This is a genomic window from Cryobacterium zhongshanensis, from assembly GCF_022760445.1.
Taxonomy (GTDB): Bacteria; Actinomycetota; Actinomycetes; order Actinomycetales; family Microbacteriaceae; genus Cryobacterium; species Cryobacterium algoricola.
The window spans coordinates 68,470-94,070 of sequence record NZ_JALGAR010000007.1 but is presented as its reverse complement, the minus strand read 5'-3'; the positions used below and the strand labels follow the sequence as shown (position 1 = coordinate 94,070).

Annotated in this window: 17 protein-coding genes and 1 pseudogene; 13 read left to right on the top strand and 5 right to left on the bottom strand. The window is 70.9% G+C overall.

Annotated features, from left to right (window positions below; genetic code table 11):
- Positions 1 to 122 precede the first annotated feature (122 nt).
- Together MQH31_RS18810 and MQH31_RS18805 are read right to left on the bottom strand one after the other, a co-directional pair.
- Positions 123 to 431, bottom strand: coding sequence for a hypothetical protein (locus MQH31_RS18810; RefSeq protein ID WP_243013326.1), 309 nt, complete (start codon positions 429 to 431; stop codon positions 123 to 125).
- 7 nt (positions 432 to 438) lie between these two features.
- Positions 439 to 663 (bottom strand): DUF3107 domain-containing protein, encoded by a 225-nt coding sequence (locus MQH31_RS18805; protein WP_134449555.1) that lies wholly within the window; start codon positions 661 to 663, stop codon positions 439 to 441.
- A 98-nt stretch (positions 664 to 761) separates the two neighbouring features.
- Here MQH31_RS18805 and MQH31_RS18800 point away from each other — a divergent pair, with 98 nt between their 5' ends.
- Together MQH31_RS18800 and MQH31_RS18795 are read left to right on the top strand one after the other, a co-directional pair.
- Entirely contained in the window at positions 762 to 4,388 is a 3,627-nt protein-coding gene (locus tag MQH31_RS18800) for a UrvD/REP family ATP-dependent DNA helicase (protein ID WP_243013325.1), read from the top strand.
- Positions 4,385 to 7,885 carry an ATP-dependent DNA helicase gene (locus MQH31_RS18795; RefSeq protein WP_243013324.1) on the top strand — a complete coding sequence of 1,167 codons (3,501 nt, stop codon included), beginning with the start codon at positions 4,385 to 4,387 and terminating at the stop codon, positions 7,883 to 7,885. Before MQH31_RS18800 ends, MQH31_RS18795 begins: the two co-directional genes overlap by 4 nt.
- Positions 7,886 to 8,190: 305 nt before the next feature.
- On the opposite strand, the pseudogene MQH31_RS18790 reads toward MQH31_RS18795, so the two are convergent.
- A pseudogene (locus tag MQH31_RS18790) lies at positions 8,191 to 8,931 on the bottom strand (phosphotransferase); the annotation flags it as partial.
- Positions 8,932 to 9,024: 93 nt separating this feature from the next.
- Between MQH31_RS18790 and nudC the strand changes: the two are divergent.
- From nudC to MQH31_RS18755, 7 genes are all read left to right on the top strand, one after another.
- On the top strand, positions 9,025 to 10,053 hold the full coding sequence (gene nudC, locus MQH31_RS18785; protein ID WP_243013323.1) for an NAD(+) diphosphatase: 1,029 nt from the start codon (positions 9,025 to 9,027) through the stop codon (positions 10,051 to 10,053).
- Complete coding sequence (locus tag MQH31_RS18780) at positions 10,044 to 11,759, top strand: ATP-dependent helicase (protein ID WP_134535567.1); 1,716 nt, start codon at positions 10,044 to 10,046, stop codon at positions 11,757 to 11,759. Before nudC ends, MQH31_RS18780 begins: the two co-directional genes overlap by 10 nt.
- Positions 11,760 to 12,662: 903 nt before the next feature.
- A complete protein-coding gene (locus MQH31_RS18775; RefSeq protein ID WP_243013322.1) occupies positions 12,663 to 14,150 on the top strand; it encodes an SDR family oxidoreductase in 1,488 nt (495 codons plus the stop codon).
- A 9-nt stretch (positions 14,151 to 14,159) separates the two neighbouring features.
- Positions 14,160 to 16,043: a DUF2207 domain-containing protein gene (locus MQH31_RS18770; protein ID WP_243013321.1), complete on the top strand. Its 1,884-nt coding sequence runs from the start codon at positions 14,160 to 14,162 to the stop codon at positions 16,041 to 16,043.
- A complete protein-coding gene (locus tag MQH31_RS18765) occupies positions 16,043 to 16,372 on the top strand; it encodes a DUF6804 family protein (RefSeq protein WP_243013320.1) in 330 nt (109 codons plus the stop codon). Before MQH31_RS18770 ends, MQH31_RS18765 begins: the two co-directional genes overlap by 1 nt.
- 226 nt (positions 16,373 to 16,598) lie before the next feature.
- Complete coding sequence (locus MQH31_RS18760) at positions 16,599 to 18,779, top strand: DEAD/DEAH box helicase (RefSeq protein ID WP_134535569.1); 2,181 nt, start codon at positions 16,599 to 16,601, stop codon at positions 18,777 to 18,779.
- Positions 18,780 to 18,885: 106 nt separating this feature from the next.
- On the top strand, positions 18,886 to 19,914 hold the full coding sequence (locus MQH31_RS18755; RefSeq protein WP_134449562.1) for a 6-phosphofructokinase: 1,029 nt from the start codon (positions 18,886 to 18,888) through the stop codon (positions 19,912 to 19,914).
- 78 nt (positions 19,915 to 19,992) lie between these two features.
- Here the strand turns inward: MQH31_RS18755 and MQH31_RS18750 are convergent, their stop codons facing one another.
- On the bottom strand, positions 19,993 to 20,247 hold the full coding sequence (locus MQH31_RS18750) for a mycoredoxin (protein WP_134449563.1): 255 nt from the start codon (positions 20,245 to 20,247) through the stop codon (positions 19,993 to 19,995).
- A gap of 38 nt (positions 20,248 to 20,285) precedes the next feature.
- Between MQH31_RS18750 and MQH31_RS18745 the strand changes: the two genes are divergently transcribed.
- From MQH31_RS18745 to MQH31_RS18735, 3 genes are all read left to right on the top strand, one after another.
- Complete coding sequence (locus MQH31_RS18745; protein ID WP_134535570.1) at positions 20,286 to 20,759, top strand: 8-oxo-dGTP diphosphatase; 474 nt, start codon at positions 20,286 to 20,288, stop codon at positions 20,757 to 20,759.
- 146 nt (positions 20,760 to 20,905) lie between these two features.
- Positions 20,906 to 22,096 (top strand): inorganic phosphate transporter, encoded by a 1,191-nt coding sequence (locus MQH31_RS18740; protein ID WP_134535571.1) that lies wholly within the window; start codon positions 20,906 to 20,908, stop codon positions 22,094 to 22,096.
- A complete protein-coding gene (locus MQH31_RS18735; RefSeq protein WP_243013319.1) occupies positions 22,093 to 22,425 on the top strand; it encodes a peptidase in 333 nt (110 codons plus the stop codon). Before MQH31_RS18740 ends, MQH31_RS18735 begins: the two co-directional genes overlap by 4 nt.
- Positions 22,426 to 22,608: 183 nt before the next feature.
- Here the strand turns inward: MQH31_RS18735 and MQH31_RS18730 are convergent, their stop codons facing one another.
- Positions 22,609 to 23,886 carry a uracil-xanthine permease family protein gene (locus MQH31_RS18730; protein ID WP_134535573.1) on the bottom strand — a complete coding sequence of 426 codons (1,278 nt, stop codon included), beginning with the start codon at positions 23,884 to 23,886 and terminating at the stop codon, positions 22,609 to 22,611.
- Between the two features lie 58 nt (positions 23,887 to 23,944).
- Between MQH31_RS18730 and MQH31_RS18725 the strand changes: the two genes are divergently transcribed.
- Entirely contained in the window at positions 23,945 to 25,585 is a 1,641-nt protein-coding gene (locus MQH31_RS18725; RefSeq protein WP_134535574.1) for a carboxylesterase/lipase family protein, read from the top strand.
- Positions 25,586 to 25,601 lie beyond the last annotated feature (16 nt).

The following is a 25,601-nucleotide window of genomic DNA, read 5'->3' as shown; positions in this document are numbered from 1 at the left end:
CCGACCGGTCTGTTCTCGACCGGTCTGTTCTCGAGCGCGGGTGTTGCGCCGCTGCGCGGGTGGCGCACCGCACGCGCACCGCACGCGCACCGGCGCAACACCCGCGCTCGGTGAGCGTGAGCCTACGCGCGGCCGGGGTGACCCGTGCGCATCAGTTCGTGCAGCATCCGGGTGTCGCCGGCGACGCGTGAGCGCGCGAGCGTCATGCCGGCAGCGACGGATGCCCCGCCGGCGACGATGAGGGTGGCCCACCAGATCCAGCCACCGTCCCACGCCCAGCCGAACCAGGTCAGTGCGACCCAGACGACCATGGCGACGATCGTGCCGATCGCGGGGAGCAGCACGGCGCCGTGGTTCGTGCGCCCGGGGAGCACGTACCGTGCCGCGAGGCCGAGGACGGCCCCGCCGAGCGCGGCGAAGAGGAGTTCCATTCCGGGTCTACGCGACGAAACCGACGCGACGGGACTCCTCGGAGCCCAGCTCGACGTAGGCGAGGCCGATCGTCGGGACGATGAAGACCCGGCCCTTGCTGTCGGCGAGCTTGAGGTACCCGGTCGAACCGGAGAGGGCGGCGGCTACCGCTTCCTCGACCTCGGTCGCGGCCTGCGACGTCTCGAAGCTGATCTCACGGGGAGAGTTGAAGATGCCAATGCGGATATCCACCAGATGCGCCTTTCGTTGCCTAAGCGCCCAGAGTACGACAGAACGGCGGGGCAGCCGGACAGCGTTCACTGTCGGCGCAACCCGCTAGCTTTGAAAACGTGACCAGCCCCGGAATCCCGACCCTCTCCCGCGCTGTTTCCGCGGTCCCCTTCCCCCTCGATGACTCCCAGCGGGTGGCGCTCGGCCTGGCGGACGGGGTCTCGTCCGCCCTCATCGGCGCACCGGGCACCGGGAAGACCACGACCCTCATCGAGCTCCTCGCCGAACGCGTCCTCGAGCGCGGGTACGCCCCGGGGGAGGTCCTCCTGCTCGTGCCGACCCGGGCGGGCGCCACCGTGCTGCGTGACCGGCTTGCCCTCCGCCTCGGCGTCCCGACCAACGGCCCGCTCGCCCGCACGGCGAACTCCGTCGCGTTCGAACTCGTGCGCGGCGCCGAGGCTGTGGCCGGCGGCCCGGCGCCCACACTGCTCACCGGCGGCGAGCAGGACCAGATCATCGCCGAACTGCTTCAGGGCGACCTGGACGACGGCGGCCCCCTCGATGCGGTCGGGGCGGTTCCGTCCGGTCCGGCCTGGCCGCCGACCCTCGATCCCGGCGTGCGCCGGTTGCGCGGGTTCCGCACCGAACTGCGCAACCTGATGATGCGGGCCGTGGAATACGGGATCACCCCCGCTCGCCTCGCCGAGCTCGGCACCACGACCGATCGCCCGGAGTGGGTCGCGGCGGCGAACTTCATCCGTGGCTACGACGAGGTCAAAGACCAGAGCCGGCCGGGCCAGTACGACTCCACCGAGCTCGCCGGTTTCGCTGCGGCCGTCGTCGCCGCCGCAGCGCCAGGGGCCGCGGGCGCTGCGACCCTCGGCACCCTTGCCGGCCTCCGCCTCATCGCCGTCGACGACGCCCAGGAATTGAACCGGGCCACCCTCACCCTGCTCGCCCAGTTCGCCGCCCGCGGCGTCGCGATCGTGGCGGCAGGAGACCCCGACATCACGACGGGCTCCTTCAACGGCGCCCACGCGGATGCCCTCGGCCGGCTCTCCTCCTACCTGGCCCCTGGTGCACCGCTCGTCACGACCCTCGTCCTCGACACCGTGTACCGGCATGGGCCCGGCATCCGCGGCGTCGTCCGGGAGATCACCCACCGGATCGGGACGGCGTCGGCGGGCACCCAGCGCCGCGCCGCGTCCGTCGGTGCCCCTGCCGACGAGACAGGCGGCGACGGGACAGGCGGCGACGAGCGCGGCGCCGCTGAGACCGGCAGCGCCGCGACGGGCGCCGTCGGGACCGGTGCAGTCGAGACGGGCGCCGACACGACAGGCACCCGCACGACAGGCACCCGCACGACAGGCACCCGCACGACAGGCACCCACACGACAGGCACCCGCACGACAGGCACCCACACGACAGGCACCCACACGACAGGCGCCGACGAGCCCGGTTCCGTCGTTGCCGATGCCGACGATGCCGTCGTTGCCGGTGCCGCCGGATCCGACGCCGGGGCGCCCGCCGCCGCTTCCGTCGAGACCCTCCTCGCCGCGAGCCCGGCAGACCAGCTCGCACTCATCGCCGGTCGGCTGAGGGAACGGCACGTGCTCGACGGCCTGCCCTGGGGACGCATGGCCGTGATCGCCCGGAGCGGTTCGGCCATTCCGGCACTCGCCCGTGGCCTCGCTGCCCTCGAGGTGCCCACCCAGGTGCCCTCCGCCCAGACCGCGCTCCGCGACGAGTGGGCGGTGCGGGCGTTCATTCTCGCCCTCGAGGTCACCCTCGGCCGCCGTCCGCTCGACGCCGAAGCGGCGACCGAACTCCTGCGCGGCCCGCTCGGCGGCCTCGACCCGATCACCCTGCGCCGCCTGCGTGCTGCCCTGCGTCAACAGGAACTGAGCGAACCGGAACTGAGCGAACCGGAGCGCGGCGATCACGAGTCCGGTCAACCGGAACCCGGCGCGACCGCGAGCAGAGCGGGCACCGCGGGCACCCGCACCGCCGGCACCCGCACGGCCGACGAGCTCCTCGCCGCCGTCTTCGCGACGCCATCGCTGCTGTCCACGATCGACAACCGCACCGCCCGCCGCGCGGCGAGCTGCGCGGAGAGCCTGCTCACGGCAGCCGTCGAATATGAGGCGGGCGCCACGATCGAGGAATTGCTCTGGGGCCTCTGGCAGCGCAGCGGCCTGGCCAGGGAATGGCTCGAGCAGTCCGCAGGGATCGGCATCATCGCCGACGAGGCCAACCACAACCTCGACGCCGTCGTGGCCCTGTTCTCCGCGGCACAGCGCTACGTCGAACGCACCCCGGCGGCGCCGCCGGTGCTCTTCCTCGAACACCTCGTCGACACCGACGTCCCCGAGGACACCCTCGCCCCGCGCGCCCTCGGTGACGCCGTCACCGTCTCGACCCCGAACGGGCTGATCGGCCGTGAGTTCGACCTCGTCGTGATCGCGAACGTGCAGCAGAACGTCTGGCCGGACCTACGCATCCGCGGCTCGCTGCTCGGTGCGGGCGACCTCGCCGCGCTCGCCTCCGGACGCGACCCCCGCGGCGGCGACGCGCGCACCGAGGTCCTGCACGACGAGCTGCGGATGTTCGCCCAGGCCGCGAGCCGGGCCCGCACCGAACTCCTCGTCACGGCCGTCGACAACGAGGAGAACGAACCGTCGGTGTTCCTCAAGTTGCTGCCACGGCCGACCCCGGCGGCGGGGGCTGACGGTACCGACCCCGCCGGACGCTATCCGGTGTCGCTCCGCGGCCTCGTCGGCCGGTTGCGTCGCGACCTCACCAGGGGCGTACCGACGGGTTCCCCGTCCGAGCACCCGGACTGGTCGGGACGCGCAACGGATGCCGCGGCGACCCTCGCGCGGCTCGCCGCGGCATCCGTGCCCGGTGCGGACCCCGGCCAGTGGTACGGCCTCGCCGAGCCCAGCACGGTGCAGCCCCTCAACGACCCGGCGGCCGGCGACGAGCCCGTGCGGGTCTCCCCGTCGAAGATGGCCGCCGTCGAGACGTGCCCGCTGCATTGGGCGATCGGCCGGCTCGGCGGCGGCAGCTCCAACACGGCCGCGAACCTCGGCACGATCATCCACGCGGTGATGGAGGAGTCGACGGACCGCCGCCCCGAAGCACTGTGGCAGGCGGTCGACGAACGCTGGGGAGAGCTCCGCTTCGACGCGGAGTGGCAGTCCGAGGTGCAGCGCGCCGACGCGCGAAACCTCACCGACCGGCTCGCCTCCTACCTGCTCGACTTCGAACAGGCCGGCGGCGAACTCCTGAGCGCGGAGGGCAGCTTCGGCTTCGACGTCGACGGCGCCTGGCTCACCGGCACCGTCGACCGGGTCGAGCGCCTCGCTGATGGCAGCGCCGTCATCGTGGACCTCAAGACCGGGCGGGGAGACCCCGTGAGCGACGCGGGCGTCGCAGACCACCCGCAGCTCGGCGCCTACCAGCTCGCCTTCCAGGAGGACCGGATCGAGGGCGTCCCCGCGGGGACCCCGCTCGCGGGCGCCCGCCTCGTGATCGTCTCCTCCGGCACCGTCAAACAGAACTACCGCAACCCCACCCAGGCCACCTTCACCGCGGAGCAGCTCCTCGCCTTCCGCACCAGGGTCGGCGCCGACGCGGCGCTCATGGGCGGAGCGACCTTCGTCGCCGAGCTCGCGACGCACTGCCTCGACCCGCGCTCGCACGGAGCCTGCCGCATCCACATCATCGGGCAGGTCAGCTCGTGAGCCAGAACGGAACGCCCGTGCCCCAGGATCCGAACCGTCCGCACCACCCGGTCAGCGCCCTCGAGATCGCCGCAACGCTCGGCATGTTCCCGCCGACCCCGGAACAGCGGGCCGTGATCGAGGCCCCGCTCGCGCCGACCCTCGTCGTGGCAGGCGCCGGCAGCGGCAAGACCGAGACCATGGCCAACCGGGTGCTTTGGCTGCTCGCAAACGGCCTTGCCCGCCCGGACCAGATCCTCGGGCTCACCTTCACCCGCAAGGCGGCCGGCGAACTCGCCGAGCGCATCGGCGACCGCATCGCCCAGCTCGACGCGCAGGGGCTGCTGCCGGCGCCCACCCCGGCGGTTGGCGCGGAGGCCACCGGCGAGCTCGTCGACTCCGGCCTGTTCAACACCCCGACCGTGTCGACGTACAACTCGTTCGCGAGCCGGCTCTTCACCGACAACGCCCTCCTGCTCGGCCGCGAACCCGAGTCCGTGCTGCTCACCGAGACGAGCGCCTGGCTCCTCGCCCGCCGCGTCGTGATCGAGCACGGCGACCGCAGGCTGGTGCCCTGGGGCAAGAGCCTCGACGCCGTGACGGATGCCGTGCTCCGGTTCAGTCGTCTGCTCGCCGAGAACCCGCCGAACCTCACGATCGGCCTGGCGACGGGCGCGCCAGGCGCGGACGCTCCCGACCGCCCCGGGCACGATCTGGCCGGCCTCGCCGCCGGCTTCGCCTACCTCGAAGACCTTCCGTACGGCAACCCGCGCAAGAAGGTCCCGTACACCTCCGTCGTCGACTCGCTCGCCGCGGTCGGGCCGCTGCCCGTGCTCGCCGAACTCGCCGGCTGGTACGACCGGGAGAAGCGCCGGCTCGGCCTGATCGAATTCTCCGACCAGGTCGCCCTCGCCCTGCAGGTGAGCCAGCGGGTTCCGCGGGTGGTCGCCGGGTACCGCGACCAGTACCGGGTCGTGCTGCTCGACGAATACCAGGACACCTCCGTGCTCCAGACCGAACTCCTGCACACCCTCTTCGCGAGGCACCCGGTGATGGCCGTCGGCGACCCGCACCAGTCCATCTACGGCTGGCGCGGCGCGAGCTCCGCGAACCTGCTCGCCTTCTCCGCCGACTTCGACCCGGACGCCCGTTCGGAGCACCGGGTCACCCCCTCGATGTCGCTCTCCTTCACCTGGCGGAACCCCCGCTCGGTGCTCGACGCCGCGAACACCCTCGTCGCCCCGCTCAGCGAGGCCCTCCGCCGCCGGACGGACGGCATCCAGGTCGAGACGCTCAAGGTACCGGACGGCACCCGGCCCGGCGCCGTCTCCGCGCACCTCGCCGAAACAGCCACCGACGAAGCCCAGACCGTCGCCCACTGGTTCGCCGGGCGGCTCGGGTCCGGCAGCGACAAGTCCGGCGCCATCCTCTTCCGTGCCCGGCGCGACATGGACTTTTTCGCCGGCGTACTCCGCGCGAACGGCGTCAGGGCCCACGTCCTCGGCCTCGGCGGGCTGCTCTCCACCCCGGAGGTCACCGACGTCGTCAGCGTGCTCCGGGTCGTGCACGATCCCTCGGCGGGAAGCGAGCTCGTCCGGTTGCTGAGCGGTGCCCGGTTCCGGGTCGGACCGCGCGACCTGCAGCACCTCGCCGCCGTCTCACGCTGGCTCGCCGCCCACGACTGGGCCCAGAAGGCCGTCAGCCGGGAGCTCACCGAGAAGCTCCGGGCGTCCGTCGCCGACGACGAAGGGGCGTCCCTCGTCGACGCCCTCGACTTCGTCGCGGCGGCGCCGCCCGGCCACGGCCAGCTCGCCGGCTTCACCGACGTCGGCCGGGAACGGCTCCGGGCGGCAGGCAGGCTCCTGGCCTGGTTGCGCTCCCGGGCCGGTCTTCCGCTGCTCGACTTCGTGCGCCTCGTCGAACAGGAACTCCTCCTCGACGTCGAACTCGTCGCGAACGAGAACAACAGCCTCGGCCTCGCGAACCTCTACGCCTTCCACGACACGATCTCCGACTTCCTCGCGAGCGACGAGCTCGGCACCGCGGCGAGTTTCCTGCGCTGGCTCGGCCGGGCGGAGCTCGCCGACGACATGGGGCCGCGCGCCGAAGTGGCCGAACAGGGCACCGTTCAACTCCTCACCATCCACGGCGCCAAGGGTCTCGAGTGGGACTACGTCGCCATCCCGAACCTCACGGACAAGAGCCTGCCGGCCCCAGCCCGCGAGGTCACCGGCTGGATCCGCTTCGGCGAGCTGCCGTACCCGTTCCGCGGCGACCACGCCGAGCTGCCCGAGCTGGACTGGACCGGCCACGACAGCCAGCTGTCCTACGACCTCGCCTTCCAGGCATACAAGGCGGAGCTCGCCGACCGGCACGACGACGAGGAACGCCGGCTGATCTACGTCGCCACCACCCGGGCCAGGCACGAACTCCTGCTGACCGGCTCGTTCTGGGGATCCGGCTCGACCGTGCGCGCCCCGAGCCGGTACCTCGTCGAGCTCGCCGAGGCCGGCCTCATCGATGCCCTGCCCGAGGCGAGCGCCTTCGACGAGAAGCCTGCCCCGGAGGACGGCCTCACCCCGGCCTGGCCCTTCGACCCTCTCGGCACCCGCCGGGCCGTCGTCGAAGCGGCCGCCGCCGGGGTGCGCGCCGCCGCGAACGATCCGGACGCCCCGGCCCGAGAGACGCGCTGGTCCCACGTGGTGACCCTGTTGCTCGAGGAACGCGCGCTCCGCCTGGGCGCGGGCACGGTCGCCCCGCTGCCCGCCCGCATCCCCGCGTCGCGGTTCAAGGACTACGTCGACGACCCCGACCGGGTCGCCGCGCAGGTGCGCCGCCCGATGCCCGAACGGCCGTACCGGGCCACCCGGCTCGGCACCCTCTTCCATTCCTGGGTCGAGCGGAGGGCCGGCGGCCTCCTCGGCGGGGACCGGATCGACGCCGGGCTCTTCGAATCCGACGACGACACGGATGCCGACGCGTTCGACCTCGACCTCGACCAGAACCAGCCGCTCGAGCAGGCCCAGCTCGAACGCCTCCAGACCACCTTCGAACGGTCGCCCTGGGCCGGCCTCAAGCCGGAGGAGGTCGAGATCGAGATCCACTACGTGCTCGCCGGGCAGGTCTTCATCTGCAAGCTCGACGCGGTGTACCGCACCGAGTCCGGCTACCAGGTCGTCGACTGGAAGACCGGCCGGGCGCCGAAGAACGCCGCGGACCTCGAACTCAAGCAGACCCAGCTCGCGCTCTACCGGCTCGCATACGCGAGCTGGAAGGGCATCGACCCCGAGACGGTCGACGCGGTGTTCTACTTCGTCGCCGACGACACCGTGGTCGCCCCCGAGCGGCTCTACTCCGAGGCGGACCTCGTGGCGGCGTGGTCCGCGGTCGTGTCCCGCACGTCAGTGCCCGAACCGGAGTCGGCGCCGGTGTCCCCGCCGTCGCCGACGATGTCGATCGCACCGGTCGTGTCGGCCTCGTCGGAGAATTCGCCGGTCTCGAAGTCGGACAGTCGGTAGGCATCCGTGTGCATCGCGGCGGCCGGCGCACGCTTCACCGCGGCGTACGGGGTCGCGGCGAGCAGGCTCTCGACCTCAGACACGTTCAGGATCGGGCCGGTCTTCGGGGACAGCGGGTGCGAGGTCGCGTGGTGCACGTTCTCGACCAGGCCGTCGAGCATCGCGACGGCGTCATCGACGATGCCCTGGTTGCGGGTGTCCGTGCCGTGCAACAGCCAGCGCGCGAGCTCGAGCTCGGCGTAGAGCATCGCCCGCTGCGTGATGCGCGGGTCGTTGCCCTGGCGTACGCCGCCGTAGGACGCGATCGCGGCTTCGCCGGCGGCCCCGCGGGACGCGAGCAGCCAGTTCAGGTCCCTCGCCGGGTCGCCGACGCTCAGCGCCGCCCAGCCGAGGACGGCCGTCACGGAATCCTCGCCGATCAGGAAGGACTCCGCGGACAGGGAACCGTGGATGACACAGGGCAGGAACTGCCAGAGGGCATCGTCGTCCGTCGCCAGTTCCCAGCGGCGGAGCAGGGCGGCGGGCAGATACCCGGTCGCCTCGGTGCGTCCGATCAGCTCGATCACCTCGGTGCGGCAGTCCTGGGCGCTGCGCTGCGTGAGCCCGGCATCGCTCACCACCGCGGTCGGCAGCCCGTGGACGGCCGCGATGGCCCGGCCGATCGACCCGGAGACCCCGGCGTGCCCGGTGAGGGCGTCCGCGTCGAAGGTGTCGCCGGGCAGGAATTCGTAGACGACGGCGCGCGTCCCGCCGAGCGGGGCCTGCCCGACGAACTGCGGCACGTCGAACGGCAGCCGGCTGCGATTGCCGACGGTCAGGGCGCGGAGCGCGACGAGGTCCGCGGACTGCTCGGTCTCTGCGGCCTGCGAAAGCGGCACCCGGATGATCAGGGAGCGTCCGTCGCGGTCCAGGAGGACGGCGGAATCGTACGCTCCGGGCGCGCCGGACGAGCGCCCGCTGGAGCCATGGCTGCGGGCCTGGACGACGTCGAGACCGGGCACGGCTGAAGTGGCGAGCGCGGCTAGAGTGAGATGGGATCTGGCCATACCTACTAGGTTAGGTCGACTTCCCCTCGGTGTGGTCGTTCGCCACGCCTCCACACAACTTCGGCAGTCACGCCAGAGTCCGAAGGGGTCTTCATGCCGTTCACGTTCACCGCCCGACTGCCGTTGTCCCGCCACGCCGTCGACAGGGACCACCTCACCCGGGCCCGGCCGGGGCTCTTCGACGAACTCCGGGCGGATGCCGCAACGCGCGTCCTTCCGCTCTGGCGCGGTTCCACGCTCCTCGCCGAGGAACCGGGGGCCGGTTCCGCAGGCACCCACGAGCTCGCGGCATACGATTCCAACGACGGAAGCCCCCGGCCCCGGCTGCGGCTGTTCCCGCCCGCGCTCGTCCCTCGGGTCCCGATCGAGCTCTACCTCGGCAAGTCCCTCGCCGACGAGGGCGCGGAACCCGCAGGCACCCGCCTGGTCGCCGCGATCCTCGACGACGACGGGGCCGCGACCCTCGAACCGGACGAGTCCCTCTGGGTGCCGCTCCGCACCGTCGCGAGCGCCCTCTCCGACCGTGACGCCGGCCTCTTCACCGAAGCACTCGCCCTCGCGAACTGGCACGCCTCGCACGCGCACTGCCCGCGCTGCGGCGCCGCGACCGAGGTCGAGGGCGGCGGCTGGAGCCGCCGGTGCCCCGTCGACGGCAGCCAGGTCTTCCCCCGCACGGACCCCGCCGTGATCGTGCTGATCACCGACGACGACGATCGCATCCTGCTCGGCTCGAACGCCATGTGGGAGGACAACCGCTACTCCCTCCTCGCGGGCTTCGTCGAGCCGGGGGAGTCGCTCGAGGCGGCCGTCATCCGTGAGATGTTCGAGGAGTCCGGCCTGCGCGTGACCGATCCGGTCTACCTGGGCTCCCAGCCGTGGCCTTTCCCCGCCTCGATCATGTTCGGCTTCACCGCCCGGCTGGCCGACGGCCAGAAGCCGGCCGGTGTCCTGCCGGACGGTGAGGAGATCCTCGACCTGCGCTGGTTCAGCCGCACCGAACTCGCCGCGGCCGGCGACAGCATCATCCTGCCCGGCCGCTCCTCGATCGCGCGCGCGATCATCGAGCAGTGGTACGGCGGACCGATCGACTTCGGCCCCGACCTGGTCGCCGGATGGCGCTGACCCCCGAGACGCTCCTGGCCGGCCTCGACGACCAGCAGCGCATTGCCGCGGAGGCCCTCGTCGGGCCGGTCTGCATGCTCGCGGGCGCAGGAACCGGCAAGACCCGCGCGATCACCCACCGGATCGCATACGGGGTGATGACCGGCGCGTACGCCCCGAACCGGGTGATGGCGCTCACCTTCACCTCGCGGGCCGCCGCGGAACTCCGCGGCCGGCTGCGCCAGCTCGGCGCAGGCGGCGTCGCGGCACGCACCTTCCACGCCGCGGCGCTGTCCCAGCTCAACTACTTCTGGCCGCACGTCGTCGGCGGCCAGGCGCCGCGCATCCTCGACGGAAAGGGCCGTCTTCTCGGCCACGCGGCCGAACAACTCAAGCTCCGGCTCGACACCGCGACCCTGCGCGACCTCGCCGCCGAGGTCGAGTGGCGGAAGACCACCGGGCTCTCGATCGAGGACTATGCCGCGGGCATCGCCCGGCGGAGCCTGCCCGGCCGGCTGGACGCCGACCAGGTCGTCGCGATGCACGAACGCTATGAACGACTGAAGGACGAGCGCAAGCAGATCGACTTCGAGGATGTCCTTCTCGCGATGGCCGGGATGATCGAGTCAGAGCCGTCCGTCGCCCTGCAGGTGCGCGAGCAGTACCGGTTCTTCGTCGTCGACGAATACCAGGACGTCTCGCCGTTGCAGCACGACCTGCTCGCCCTCTGGGTCGGGCCGCGCAGGGACCTCTGCGTGGTCGGCGACGCGAGCCAGACCATCTATTCGTTCGCGGGTGCCCGCAGCGACTACCTGCTCGACTTCCCCAAGCGGTGGGAGGACGCGACGGTCGTGCGCCTCGAACAGAACTACCGGTCCACCGCGGCGATCGTCACGACCGCGAACCAGCTGATGCGCGGACGCACGGGTGCGCTCACCCTCCGGGCGCACTCGGCGGAGCCCGGGGTCGATCCGAGCGTGCACGAGTACGCGAGCGACCTCGCCGAGGCGCGCGGAGTCGCCCAGCAGATCCTCGAACTGATCGAGTCCGGAACCCGGCCGGAGAACATCGCGGTACTCTACCGCGTCAACGTGCAGGCCGCCGCTCTCGAGACCGCGCTCGGCGACCTGTCGATCAGCTACCAGATCCGCGGATCGAAGCGGTTCTTCGACCTCACCGAGGTCAAGCAGGCCGTGATGCAGCTGCGCGCGGCATCCGTCTCGATCGTGGGCGAGCCGCTGTTCAAGTCGGCGAGCGACGTGCTGCGCTCGCTCGGCTGGAGCCAGACCGCTCCGGAGGCCGCCGGTGCGGTGCGGGACCGCTGGGAATCGCTCAACGCCCTGATGGGGCTCGTCGACCAGGCCCCGCCGGGCACGACGTTCCGCCAGTTCACCGACGAGCTGATGGAACGGCAGGCCGGCCAGCACGAACCGACCGTCTCCGCCGTGACCCTGGCGACGCTGCACTCGGCCAAGGGGCTCGAGTGGGACGCCGTCTTCGTGGTGGGGCTGTCAGAGGGGCTCGTCCCGATCAGCTATGCGGGCACCTTCGAGCAGATCGACGAGGAGCGCCGGCTGCTCTACGTCGGCATCACCCGGGCACGCCGGCGACTCGCACTGAGCTGGTCCGCGTCCGGACACCAGCAACGGGCCCCGCGGGAACGATCGCGGTTCCTGACAGAGCTCGGCATGCGCAACGCTCGTGCGGCCGGTGCGCGCGGCGCGTGATCCTGCCGCTCGCGGCGTCGATCGCCAGGGAGACGCCCGCGAGCTCCGAACGACCCGACAGCACCCGGTCCTGCACGATTCCGGCGACCCGGACGGCGACCTCGAGGCCGCGACGCGGTGACTCCGTCGGCGCAGGCCGGTGGGTCAGCTGGCTCGCCATCGCAGGCCAGGCCGGGTCGGCATCGACCCTCGCCTGCTCGAGGCAGAACAGGCACGGGCCCCGACCCGGCTCCACGAGCGGGCCGATCCGCACCTCGCGGTCTCCGAACACGACGGGCAGGTGCGGCACGTCCCGGTTCAGCCAGCGCCGGTAGCGCGCCGGCTCGATCGCGAACCGGCCGATGATCACCGCGAGCTGCGTCGTCGCCGGCGCCGCGGCATCCGCCTCTGCGCCGGGAAGGACATCGCCGGTGCCGCCGTCGTCGTCGAGGTCGTGGGCCTCGAGCCCGAGATCGTCGAGGAAGGCACGCAGCCGCGCGGCCGTGGTGCCGCGACCGTCGACCGACACCCAGCGCCGGGGCCGGGCCGGCGAGACTGCCGGCCTGCGGTCGTCGAGCAAGACCGGGCGGAGCTCGGCGAGCAGGGCGTGCACGGACTCCGCCGTCGCGCCGCCCCTGCTGCCGAGCATGACGGCCCCGGCGCGGGGCACCCCGGAGCGGAGCGCGTCGATGACGCCTTCGAGGCCGGGGCCGGGCACCCGGACCCGGAGCACCGGGTGGTCCACGCCGAGCTGGATGGTGTCCGGTGAGCGCCAGACGAGGGGATACCGGGGGTCGAGTCGCAGAGTCATGCGCCGATCCTGCCGGAATCCTCCGGAGCGCGAGCGATTCATCCACAGGCCCGGCAGCACAGGCCCGGCAGGCTCCCAGTCTCGGCGACGGCATTCGCCCTAGGCTCGTGTCCATGACTGCCAGACGAGCTCTCGTGACCGGCGCGACCGGCTACATCGGCGGACGGCTCGTTCCGCTCCTCCTCGACGCCGGATTCGAGGTGACCGTGCTCGTGCGCTCGCCGCAGAAGCTCACCGACGTCCCCTGGCGGGATCGGGTGGACATCCGGGTCGGCGACCTCTCCGACGCCGACGCCGTGGACGCGGCGTGTGCCGGGATCGACGTCCTCTACTACCTCGTGCACGCGATGGGCAGCTCGGGCGACTTCGAGCAGGCGGAGGCCCGGGCCGCCCGGACGGTGGCGGCGGCGGCCGCAGCTGCGGGCGTGTCCCGGATCGTCTACCTCGGCGGGCTGCACCCGGACACCGAGACCCTCTCCCGGCACCTGCGCTCCCGGGCCGAGGTCGGGCGGATCCTGATCGCCTCCGGCGTGCCGACCGCCGCCCTGCAGGCCGGCGTCGTGATCGGGAGCGGTTCGACGTCCTTCGAGATGATCCGGCACCTGACCGATGTGCTGCCGTACATGCCCGCACCGAAGTGGGTGCGGAACAAGATCCAGCCGATCGCCGTGCGCGACGTGCTCTACTACCTCGTCGCCGCGGCGGACCTGCCGGACTCCGTCAGCCGCACCTTCGACATCGGCGGTCCCGATGTGCTCCGCTACGGGCAGATGATGAACGGCTACGCCCTCGAGGCCGGCCTCCGCCAGCGCCCGATCGCCGCCCTTCCGGTGCTGACCCCGTGGCTCGCCTCGCAGTGGGTCAACCTCGTCACCCCCATCCCGCGCAACCTCGCCGTTCCGATCATCGCCTCCCTGCAGAACGACTGCGTGATGGGCGAGCACGACATCGACGGCTACATCCCCGTACCCGACGGCGGCCTGACCAGCTATCGCATGGCCGTGCGGCTCGCGCTCGGGCGGATGCGCGACGGCGACGTCGAGACCAGCTGGCGGAACGCCTCGATCGAGGGGGCGAGCAGCAACCCGCTGCCGAGCGACCCGGAATGGGCGGGGCACCTCGTCTACACCGACCTCCGGACGAAGCACACCCCCGCGGCGCCCGCCGAACTCTGGCGCATCATCGAGGGCATCGGCGGCGACAACGGCTGGTACTCCTTCCCGCTCGCCTGGGCCGTGCGCGGCTGGGCGGACAAGCTCGTCGGCGGCGTCGGGCTCCGCCGTGGCCGGCGTGACGCCGAGCGCCTCCACACCGGCGACGTGCTCGACTTCTGGCGGGTGGAGAGCCTCGAACGCGGCCGCTTCCTCCGGCTCCGGGCCGAAATGCGGGTCCCCGGCAAGGCCTGGCTCGAGATGACCGCCGAACCGGACCCGGACGGCGGCTCCGTCTACCGGCAGCGTGCCGTGTTCTTCCCGCGCGGCCTCGGCGGCCGGCTCTACTGGTTCTCGATCCTCCCGTTCCACGGCGTCATCTTCAGCGGAATGGCCAACCGCATCACGGCGACGGCCGAAGCGACGAGTGGGTCCGTTCCGGCTCGCTAGAGTGGGGGCATGCGCCGATTGGCTCGATCCCTGTTCGTCACGATCCTGGGCGCGTTCGCCCTCTTCACCCTGTCGGTACCCGCCGCGGCCGTCGCGGCGGTGGACCTCGCGCCACCGGCCGTCTCCGTGTCCGGCGGCGTCGACGACTTCAGCTTCGATTCGATGCACTCCGACTTCGTGCTCAGCCGCTCAGCGGACGGGCATTCCGCGCTGACGACAACGGAGACCATCGTGGCCCGGTTCCCGGACTTCGATCAGAACCACGGCATCCGCCGGTCGATCCCGACCCACTACGACGGGCATCCGACCGGGATCGACCTCGTGAGCGTCACCGACGAGAACGGCGCCCCGCGGCCGAGCGAAACGGGCGACAGTGACGACGGCGACTTCTTCATCGTGACGAGCGCGGCAGACGGCTACGTGCACGGCGTGCAGACCTATGTGATCACCTACACGCAGCGCGACGTGACCCTGGTGCCGTCCGACGCCCAGGACGAGGAATTCTACTGGGAGGTCAACGGCACCGGCTGGGCCCAGCCCTTCGGCTCCGTCTCCGCCACGCTCACGGTCGACCCGGCGCTGACGGACCGGCTGACCGGCCAGGCCCGGTGCATCCAGGGTTCGGCGTCGTCCTCGACGGACTGCTCCGAGATCAGCACCGACACGAGCGCGGCAACGACGACCGGAACCCGGATCACCGCGAGCAGCGGCAGTCTCGCCGCCCATCAGGGGCTCACCCTCGTCGTCGGCTTCACGCCGGGCACCTTCGTGCCGAGGGACAATTCCTTCTTCGCGAACCCGTTCCCCGCCGTCGGCCTCGCCGGCGCCGTCCTCGCGCTCGTCTGTGCCGCCCTCGCGATCGTCGCGCGCGCGACCCGCTGGCGCAACGCCCCCGGCCGGCCGACGATCATCGCAGAATACCTGCCGCCGAAGGGCGTCAACCTGCTCCAGGCCGGCGAAGTGACCCGCACGAGCACCAAGGCCATGACCGCCCAGTTCCTCCAGTTCGCCGTGCGCGGGAACGTCCGGGTGATCGAAGGGTCCGGCCCCAAGCACTTCCTGCTCGAACTGCGCGACACCCGGGGCGTCGACAAGGCGGAGCTCTCCGTGCTCGGCCATCTCTTCCCCGGGCTCAAGCCCGGAACCCAGCGCGACCTCAAGAAGAAAAGCACGAGCCTCACGACCGCGTTGCAGGGCGAGCTGCGGGCGACCCGCCGGGCTGCCATTCCCGCCGGGTTCCGCGAGAAGAAGGGCGGGTCCCTGCGTTCCGCGCTGCTCGGCCTCTCCGTCGTCGGCGGCCTCGTCGCCGTTCTCGGCGGCGTCGTCGGGCTCGCCCTCGAGATCGGCGGGGCGTGGCCGTTCCTGGTCCTCCTCGTCGGGCTGCTCGGCGCGATCACGACCGTGTCACTCGCGTCGAGCATCCGCCCGCTCACCGCGGCAGGGGCGGAACTGCGCGACTACCTCGAAGGAGTCAGGTTGTACATCGGTGTCGCCGAAACCGACCGGTTGCGGGTGCTGCAGAGCCCCCAGGGCGCGCTGCGCTCGCCGTACCGCCCGGAGCCCGGGAGCCAGGAGGCGGGGGTCGACCCCGGTCAGCCGATGCAGGTGCTCAAGCTCTACGAGCGGCTGCTGCCGTTCGCCGTGCTGTTCGGGCAGGAGAAGGACTGGTCGGCCGTGCTCGGTGAGTACTACGCCCAGAGCAGGTCCCAGCCGGACTGGTACTACGGCACCGGCGCGTTCAATGCCGGATTCTTCGCGGCGAGCCTGAGTGGCTTCGCGAGTTCGACGACCGCGGCGTGGTCGGGCACCGCGTCGAGCTCCTCGAGTTCGGGGTTCGGTGGCGGAGGGTCCGTCGGCGGCGGAGGCGGCGGCGGCGGCGGAGGGGGCGTCTGATGGGCACCCCGGTCGCACCCACCTTCTCCCGGTCGGCGCTCGCGCCAGGCCTGCTCGGCGCCATCGCCCTGCTCGCTGGTCTCGCCCTGATCGACGCCGACAGTTTCATCATCATCCGGTACGCCGTCAGCATCCTCGCGCTCATCCTCTGCGTCTTCGCCGTGCAGGGGACGGCGTGGTGGTGGCTGATCGGCCTCGGCCCCGTCGCCGTGCTGTGGAACCCGATCTTCGTGATCGAGCTGCACGGGCAAGGCTGGGTCGCCGCCCAGTACGTCGCAGCACTGCTGTTCATCGTCGTCGGGGTGCGGGTCAAGGTTCCCGTGCACTGACCGGCCGACGGGGTGTGTCATCGGGCGGATGCGCGGGCGTAGACTACAGGTGCGTCGAAACCCGGTCGTCGTCTCGACCTCCCCGGTGTAGTACCGAAGCGGTCTGCAGCACAATCGTTTCGTTGGCTCGGCCCGGTTCTTTCGATTGATCGCTCTGGTGTCCACGGATGCCGCACGACGTCGCGCGTGGATCACGCTGCCACAGCCGCTGTGAAGTTGGAGAAGAATGGCATACACCCGCCACCAGGCCCCAGGCTCGAACAACCATGCCCCGGCCGGAGGCCGCGCCAGGCAGCGCGCACGCTCCAGGGACGACGACGCCCCGATCATCCCGATCCTCGCGCGCAAGGTGCGGGAGGTCGAAGCGAAGGCCCAGTCCGGCACCAAGCTCGGGCCGACGAACCGCACGAAGTACCAGGTCATCGCGCTCCTGATGCGCGAGGAACGCGCCAGGGTCAAGGGCGACCGCGAGCTGACCGACGCGAACCGGGCAGAGCTGCTCAAACGCCTCGACGGCATCGCGCAGATCCTCGCGAAGACCGCGGCCCGCGACACGAGCCTGATCACCCTGCTCGAACCCGACGCCGGCGTCTCGACCGTCGCGCAGCGCTTCCGCCGCGACTGGCTCCTCGAATCCGGGGCGGACCTGAGCCCGGACGAACTGATCATCACCCGCGAACCGGAGGTCAAGCCCGAGGAGCCGGAGAACCAGGTCGTCCCGCAGTCCGTGCGGGCGCGCCAGCTCGCCAACCCCTTCCTCGCCCCCGATTTCAGCGCCGTCCAGGCCGCCCCCGTCATCTCGGGTCGCCGGCTCGCGAACTGGGAACTGATCGGCCCGCTCTTCAAGTCCTTCGAATACGGCTCCGGCGGCCAGGCCGCGAGCATGGACCTGCCCGAGGCGCCCGTCATCGACCGGCTCTCCCCGCCCGGCATGGAACTCATGCGTCACCAGGCCCGCTTCATCGAGAGCGCACGGCTCGGCCACCGCAGTTACCTGCTCGCCGACGAGCCGGGGCTCGGCAAGACCGCGCAGAGCCTGCTCGCGGCGTCCGTCGCCGGCGCATACCCGCTGCTCGCCATCGTGCCCAACGTCGTCAAGATGAACTGGGTGCGCGAGGTCGAGATGTGGACGCCGCAGCGCCGGGCGACCGTCATCCACGGCGACGGAGACACCCTCGACGCCTTCGCCGACGTCGTCATCGTGAACTACGACGTGCTCGACCGGCACCGGGCCTGGCTCGGAACCCTCGGCTTCAAGGGCATGGTCGTCGACGAGGCGCACTTCATCAAGAACCTGCAGTCGCAGCGCTCCCGCCACGTGCTCGCCCTCGCCGAGCAGATCCGCCGCCGCACCCCCGGCGGCAACCCGCTCCTGATGGCCCTGACCGGCACCCCGCTGATCAACGACGTCGACGACTTCCGCGCCATCTGGCAGTTCCTCGGCTGGATCGACGGCGACAAGCCGACCGCGAAGCTGATGGCCCGGCTCGAGGCCACCGGCCTCACCCCGGCGGATGCCGGCTTCTACTCCGAAGCCAGGGCCGCCGTCATCGACATGGGCATCGTGCGCCGCCGCAAGGTCGACGTCGCGGCGGACCTGCCCGCCAAGCGCATCGCCGACCTGCCCGTCGAGCTCGACGACGACCTCGGGCGGTCTATCCGCCAGGCCGAACGGGAACTCGCCGCCCGCCTCGTCACCCGGTACCACGGCCTCGTGTCCGCGCGCCATCCCGGCCGGAAGGCTCCGACCCTCGACGGCGCGGAGCGGGCCGCGTTCATCCGCGCGGTCGCCCACGCTGAGCTCGAGGAGTCCAAGGGCCAGACCACGGGCGAGAACGTCTTCACCATGGTGCGCAAGATCGGCCAGGCCAAGGCCGGGCTCGCCGCCGACTACGCCGTGCAGCTCGCGCACTCGGTCGGCAAGGTCGTGTTCTTCGCCAAGCACATCGACGTCATGGACACTGCGGAGCAGATCTTCGCCAAGCGCGGCATGCGCTCCGTCTCCCTCCGCGGCGACCAGACCGCGCTCGCCCGTCAGGCGGCGATCGACTCCTTCAACAACGACCCGGGAGTCGCCGTCGTCGTCTGCTCGCTCAGCGCCGCAGGCGTCGGGGTCAACCTGCAGGCGGCCTCGAACGTCGTGCTCGCGGAGCTCAGCTGGACGGCCGCTGAACAGACCCAGGCCATCGACCGGGTGCACCGCATCGGCCAGTCGGAGCCGGTCACGGCCTGGCGGATCATCGCGGCGCACACGATCGACGCCCGCATCGCGGAACTCATCGGCAGCAAGCAGGGTCTCGCCGCCCGCGCACTCGACGGCGTCGAGGGTGAGGTCTCGTCCGAGGACTCGATCCAGGCCAGCGCGCTCGTCTACCTGCTCACGCAGGCGCTCGACGGGGAGCTGTAGTCCGGACTCCCCGGCGCGGATTTGAGTCTGGCCCCGATTCGGGACCATCATTAGGGGTTGGTGCAGGCGCCGACATGATGACTTAGGCATGAAGGAGCAGTCACAGATGAAAATTGGTATCCTCACGAGCGGTGGAGACTGCCCCGGACTGAACGCGGTTATTCGCGGTTCCGTTCTTAAAGGCGTCCGCGTTCTCGATGATGAATTCATCGGAATCCGCAATGGCTGGCGCGGGTTGGTGCAGGGGGAGTTCATGACCCTCGATCGCCACAGCGTGCGTGGATTATCCCGTCAGGGCGGCACCATCCTGGGGAGCTCGCGCACCAACCCGTTCGAGGGCGAGAACGGCGGGCCCGTTAACATTCAGAAGATGATGGATGCCGAGGGCATCGACGCCATTATCGCCATCGGTGGCGAGGGCACGCTGACCGCGGCCCGCCGTCTCACCGATGCAGGCATCCGCATCGTCGGCGTACCGAAGACCATCGACAACGACCTCGAGGCCACCGACTACTCGTTCGGCTTCAACACCGCCGTCGAGATCGCCACGGAGGCCATCGACCGCCTCCGCACCACCGCCGAGTCGCACGGCCGCTGCATGATCGTCGAGGTCATGGGCCGCCACGTGGGCTGGATCGCCCTGCACTCCGGCATGGCCGGCGGAGCACACGCCATCCTGATCCCCGAGCAGAGCCAGACCATCGAGCAGATCTGCGAGTGGGTCCTCAGCGTCCGCGACCGCGGCCGCGCACCGGTGCTCGTCGTGTCGGAGGGCTTCAAGCTCGCCGGCATGGAGGAAGCACTCTCCACCAAGGGCCTCGACGCGTTCAACCGTCCCCGCCTCGGCGGCATCAGCGAAATGATCGCCCCGATGGTCGAAGAGCGCACCGGCATCGAGACCCGTGCGACCGTCCTCGGCCACACCCAGCGCGGCGGCTCCCCGTCGGCATACGACCGCGTGCTCGCCACCCGCCTGGGCATGGCCGCCGTCGACGCGATCCACGCCGGCCAGTGGGGCTCCATGGTCTCGCTCAAGGGCACCGACATCGAGATCGTCAGCATCGCCGACGCCACGATCGGCCTCAAGACCGTCCCGCAGGCCCGGTACGACGAGGCTGCTGTCCTCTTCGGCTAAACCTGTGTGACCCGTCCGGCCGGCACCAGTCCCGGTGCCGGCCGGATTTCGTTAACCACCGGCGAAACCGGCAGGGCCTCAGGCGAGTTTGGCCTGGACCTGCGCGAGCGAGGGGTTGGTCGCGCTCGACCCGTCGGGGAACAGCACGGTCGGAACGGTGCGGTTGCCGCCGTTGAGGCTCATCACGAGCTCGCTCGTGCCGTCGACCTCTTCGACGTTGACCTCGGTGTAGCCGACGCCCGCCTTGTCGAGCTGGGACTTCAACCGGGAGCAATAACCGCACCAGTTGGTCGTGAACATGGTGATGGTGCCCGACTCGGGAACGAAATTCATAGGCGCAGCCTAACAAACCCCGCCGTTAAGCTGGGACCATGACCCTGCCCCAGGTGTGCGTGTGCTACCTCACCCGCGAAACGAATGGTGGCGGCACCCAGGTGCTCCTCGGCCGCAAGAAGAAGGGCCTCGGTCTCGGCAACATCGTCGGCCTCGGCGGCAAGCTCGAACCCGGCGAAACCGCGGTGGATGCCGCGGTGCGCGAAATCGAAGAGGAGTCCGGACTCACCGTCGCGGCATCCGCTCTCACCGCCCTCGGCGTGCTGACCTACCTGTTCCCGCACCGGGAGGCGTGGAGCCAGGAATCGTCCGTGTTCGTGTGCAGCGACTGGAGCGGCACCCCGCGGGAGTCGAACGAACTCAACCCGGTCTGGTTCGACGTCGCCGCGCTTCCCCTCGACGAGATGTGGGACGACGCCAGGCACTGGCTGCCCGGCGTGCTCGCGGGCGTTCCCGTGCGCGAGACCTTCACGTTCGGCGCGGACCTCGCGACGGTCGTCTCCCGCGGGTGAACGCCGGGTGAACCAGTGGTTACCGCCCGCTGAATTGACCTGACCTCCCGGGAGTGTCAGGATCGTAGGGTCGCTTGCACGTCCGGCGTCCGGGAAACAGCGCGGATTGGGCTGCACCCTGTTGCAGCCGAACAAGAAAGACTCCGGTGGATCTCACCCTGATCGTCGCGCTCGTGATTGCGCTGTCCCTCGTCTTCGACTTCACCAACGGCTTCCACGACACCGCGAACGCGATGGCGACGCCCATCGCGACCGGGGCGATGCGCCCCAAGGTCGCCGTCGGCCTTGCCGCGGTGCTCAACCTCGTCGGCGCGTTCCTCTCCACCGAGGTCGCGAAGACCGTGTCGGGCGGCATCATCCGGGAGGGCAACGGCGGGGTCCAGATCACGCCGCAGATCATCTTCGCCGGACTCATCGGCGCGATCGTCTGGAACCTGATCACCTGGCTCCGCGGCCTGCCCTCGAGCTCGAGCCACGCCCTCTTCGGCGGCCTGATCGGTGCGGCCATCATCGGGATCGGCGTCCAGTCCGTCGACTTCAGCGTCGTCTTCGCCAAGGTGATCCTGCCCGCCCTGATCGCACCGGTCACGGTCGGCGTCGTCGCGCTCATCGCGACCAGGCTCGCGTACTTCATCACGCGCCGGGACGCCGGCAAGGCGGACGGCCGGGGCGGCTTCCGCTACGCGCAGATCTTCTCGTCCTCTCTCGTCGCCCTCGCCCACGGCACCAACGACGCCCAGAAGACGATGGGCGTGATCACCCTGACCCTCATCGCCGGCGGATTCCAGGCCGTGGGCAGCGGACCGCAGTGGTGGGTCATCTGCACGTGCGCGCTCGCGATCGCGATCGGAACGTACACCGGCGGCTGGCGGATCATCCTCACGATGGGCAGGGGCCTCACCGACGTCAAGCCGGCCCAGGGCTTCGCGGCGGAGACGAGCACGGCCGCGACCATCCTCGCCTCCAGCCACCTCGGCTTCGCGCTGTCGACCACCCAGGTCGCCTCCGGCTCCGTCATCGGTTCCGGCCTCGGCCGCCGCGGCGCGACCGTGCGCTGGGGCATGGCCGGCCAGATCGCGCTCGGCTGGCTGCTGACCCTGCCGGCTTCCGCGGTGATGGGCGCGTTCGCCGCCGGCTTCACCCTGCTCGGGCCGATCGGGCTCGTCATCGACCTCGTCCTCGGCTCGGTCATCGTCGCCCTGCTGTTCCGCCAGTCGCGGCGCACCCGCATCACCCATGACAACCTGCACGACATCGACGACGCCGCCCTCGTCGTCAACATCAAGAAGACGCCCCGGCGCATCGCGCGCCGCGACCGGAAGAAGGTATCCCTGTGATCGACTGGGGCGCATTCTTCGTCGTCGCAGGGGCCTCGCTCCTGGCGTCGACCCTCGTCGTGAGCCTCTACTCCCTCGGACTCCGGCTGCTGACGAGTTCCGGCCGGGCCCTCGTGGTGGATCCGGCGTCCTTCACCGGTGCGATCACGGTGCTCACGCCCAAGCGGGCCGCGAAAGAGGCCAAGCGGCAGCGCAAGTCGGCGACGGCGAACCCGCTGACCGTCTTCCAGAAGCGCCTCGCGCTCGTCGGAGCGTATGCCTGCTTCGTGCTGTGCGTCGGGGCCGTGCTCTACGGCGTCTACCTGATCGTGCCCGCGCTGCACCGCTGACCGCGCAGGTCACCACTCCGGCCCGCCCGTCCGGTTCCGCGTCCGGCAGCGGATGCCTGCGACAGCGCCTGCGCGAGCGCAGCGCACCCGAGAGTCACCTTTCCGGTCGAGAGTCACCCGCGGAACGGGCACTCTCGACCGGAAAGGTAACTGTGGCGCGGCCGGATCGGCCGGTGTCGGGGGTCAGCGGTCGGTGCGGCGGAGGCGGCCGATCAGGGTCATCACGTGGTAGATCACGATCGCGGCGACCGTGCCGAGCGCGATGCCGTTGAAGCTGAGGCTGCCGGCGGTGAAGGTGTAGTCGGCGATGCCGATGATGAGCGCGGTGGCGGCCGTGAACTGGTTGACCGGGCGGCTGAAGTCGACCTTGTTATCGAGCCAGATCTTGACGCCGATGATGCCGATCAGGCCGTAGAGGGCGGTCGTGACGCCGCCGAGCACCCCGGCGGGGATGGTGTTGATGACCGCGCCGATCTTGGGGGAGAGGCCGAGCAGCACGGCGACGAGGCCGGCGACCCAGTACGCGGCGGTCGAGTAGATCCGGGTCGCGGCCATCACGCCGATGTTCTCGCCGTAGGTCGTCGTGCCCGAGCCGCCGCTGAACCCGGCGAGCATCGTCGCGAGCCCGTCGGCCATCAGGGCGCGACCGGTGAACCGGTTCACCTTCGCATCCGTCATCTGGGCGACGCCGCGGATGTGGCCGACGTTCTCGGCGACGAGTACGAGCACGACCGGCAGGAACGCGGGAAGCACCCCGAGCACGGCGGCGTTCTCGAAGGGGTTCGTCGGCAGCGTGAACGGCGGCAGGCCGATCCAGGCGGCGTCGTTGACCTTGGAGAAGTCGACCTCGCCGGAGAGGACGGCAGCGAGGTAGCCGACCGCGACGCCGATCACGATCGAGAGCCGGCCGAGGATGCCGCGGAACAGCACCGTCGAGAGGATGACCGCGGCCAGGGTGATCACGGCAGTCAGAGGAGCGTGGGCGAAGTTCGCCTTCGCGACCGGCGCCAGGTTGAAACCGATCAGGGCGACGATCGCACCGGACACGACCGGTGGCATCAGCGCGTCGATCCAGCCGGTTCCGGTGACCTGCACGACGACGCCGATGATGGCGAGCAGAGCACCGACGGCGAGGATGCCGAACAGGGCGCTGCCCATGCCCGCCGTCGCGACCGCCGCCGTGATCGGGGCGATGAAGGCGAACGAGCTACCGAGGTAGCTCGGCAGTTTGTTCTTCGTGATGATCAGGAAGAGCAGGGTGCCGATGCCGGAGAAGAAGAGGGTGGTGCTCGGCGGGAACCCCGTGAGCAGCGGAACGAGGAAGGTCGCACCGAACATCGCGACGACGTGCTGGGCGCCGATCCCGATCGTGAGCGGCCAGTTCAGTCGCTCACCCGGACCGACCACGTCCCCGACCCCGACCGTTTTTCCGTCGCCGTGCAGGGTCCAGGGCAGTGCCATTGTCGCTCGTTTCGTAGTGGGACGTATTCCGATCGTAGTGAAGAATTAGGATCGGACCGTGACCCGAACCGTTCAGCCCGCCCACGACGACTCGCTTGACGCGGCACTGACCGTCCGGATCGGGACCGGCCTGGTGCGTGGAATCCGGGTGCGGGGGGTGCGCGCCTGGCGGGGCATTCCCTACGCCGCCGCGCCCGTCGGAGCGCTGCGGTTCCGTGCTCCCCAGCCGCCGGAGGCGTGGCCGGGGGTGCGCGACGCGGCCGACTGGGGACCCGTCTCCCCGCAAAGCCACAAGGGCCAGTTCAACGGGGCCCGCCCGGACATCCCGCAGGACGAGGACTGCCTCAATCTCAACGTGCTCGCCCCGGACGCACCCGTCGACCCGGCCGCGCTCCGCCCGGTGATGGTGTTCATCCACGGCGGCGCGTACAGCGTGGGGTCATCCCGGGAGGTGCCCACCCAGGGTGAGGGGCTCGTCCGGCGCGGCGGCATCGTCTACGTGAGCCTGAACTACCGTCTCGGCGCGCTCGGCTACCTCGACTTCAGCAGCTACTCGACCCCGGAGCGCCCCTTCGAGAGCAATCTCGGGCTGCGGGATCAGGGCGCGGCCCTCGCCTGGGTGCGGGACAACATCCGCTTCTTCGGCGGCGACCCGGATGCCGTGACGCTCTTCGGCGAGTCCGCCGGCGGCAATGCCGTGACGACCCTGATGACCGTGCCGAGCGCCCACGGGCTCTTCCAGCGCGCGATCGCACAGAGCGCACCGCCGAACGCGGTCTATCCGCCGGCGCTCACGGCGGAGTGGGCGCGCGATTTCGTGAGCATCCTCGCCGCACGCGCGGCAGCGGACGGGATCCCGCGCGCGACGTCGGACGGTGACCAGGATGCACTGGCCGAGCCGAACCCGAACCCGACCGCGAACCCGGATGCGCTCGAGCAGTCCCGGGCGCTGCTGCTCGGCGCGACCCCGGCCCGGCTCGCCGCCGCGACGATGGAACTCACCGTGCGGGCGCCCGACCAGTACCCCGGCACGATTCCGCTGTCGCCCGTCATCGACGGCGACTTCCTGCCCGAACGCCCGCTCGATGCGTTCCGCGACGGCCGCGCGGCACGGATCCCGCTGATCATCGGCACCAACGCCCGCGAGGGCTCGCTCTTCAGCGGTCGGATCGATATCCTCGCGTCGACGCCCAAGCGCATCCGTGCGATCTTCGCCAACACCAAGAAGAAGGCGCGCAAGGCGCTCACGGCGCAGTACCCGGGGATTCCGGCGCTGCGGCCGGCGCTGGACTTCGGCGGCGACTTCTCCTTCTGGTACCCGAGCGTGAAGGTCGGCGAGCGTCACTCCCGCTACGCCCCCGTGCACTTCTACCGCTTCGACTTCGCTCCGCGACTCGTGCGGCGGATGGGCCTCGACGCGACCCACGGCCTCGAACTCTTCCCGCTCTTCGACCGGCTCGACGGCTGGTTCGGCCGCGGCATGACGATCATCGGCGGCCGCCGCGAGTTCAAGGCGATCGGCGCGCGCATGCAGCGCTGGTGGCTCGGCTTCGCGACGACGGGCGAACCGGATGCCGCCTGGCCGCTCTACGACGAGGCGCGCCGACTGACCCTCATCATCGACGCGGCCGACCGGGTCGAGTCCGATCCGCTCGCCGAGCGGCGGCTGGCGTGGGGAGCCTTCGTCCCGCACGTCTGATCCGGACCAGGCCGGG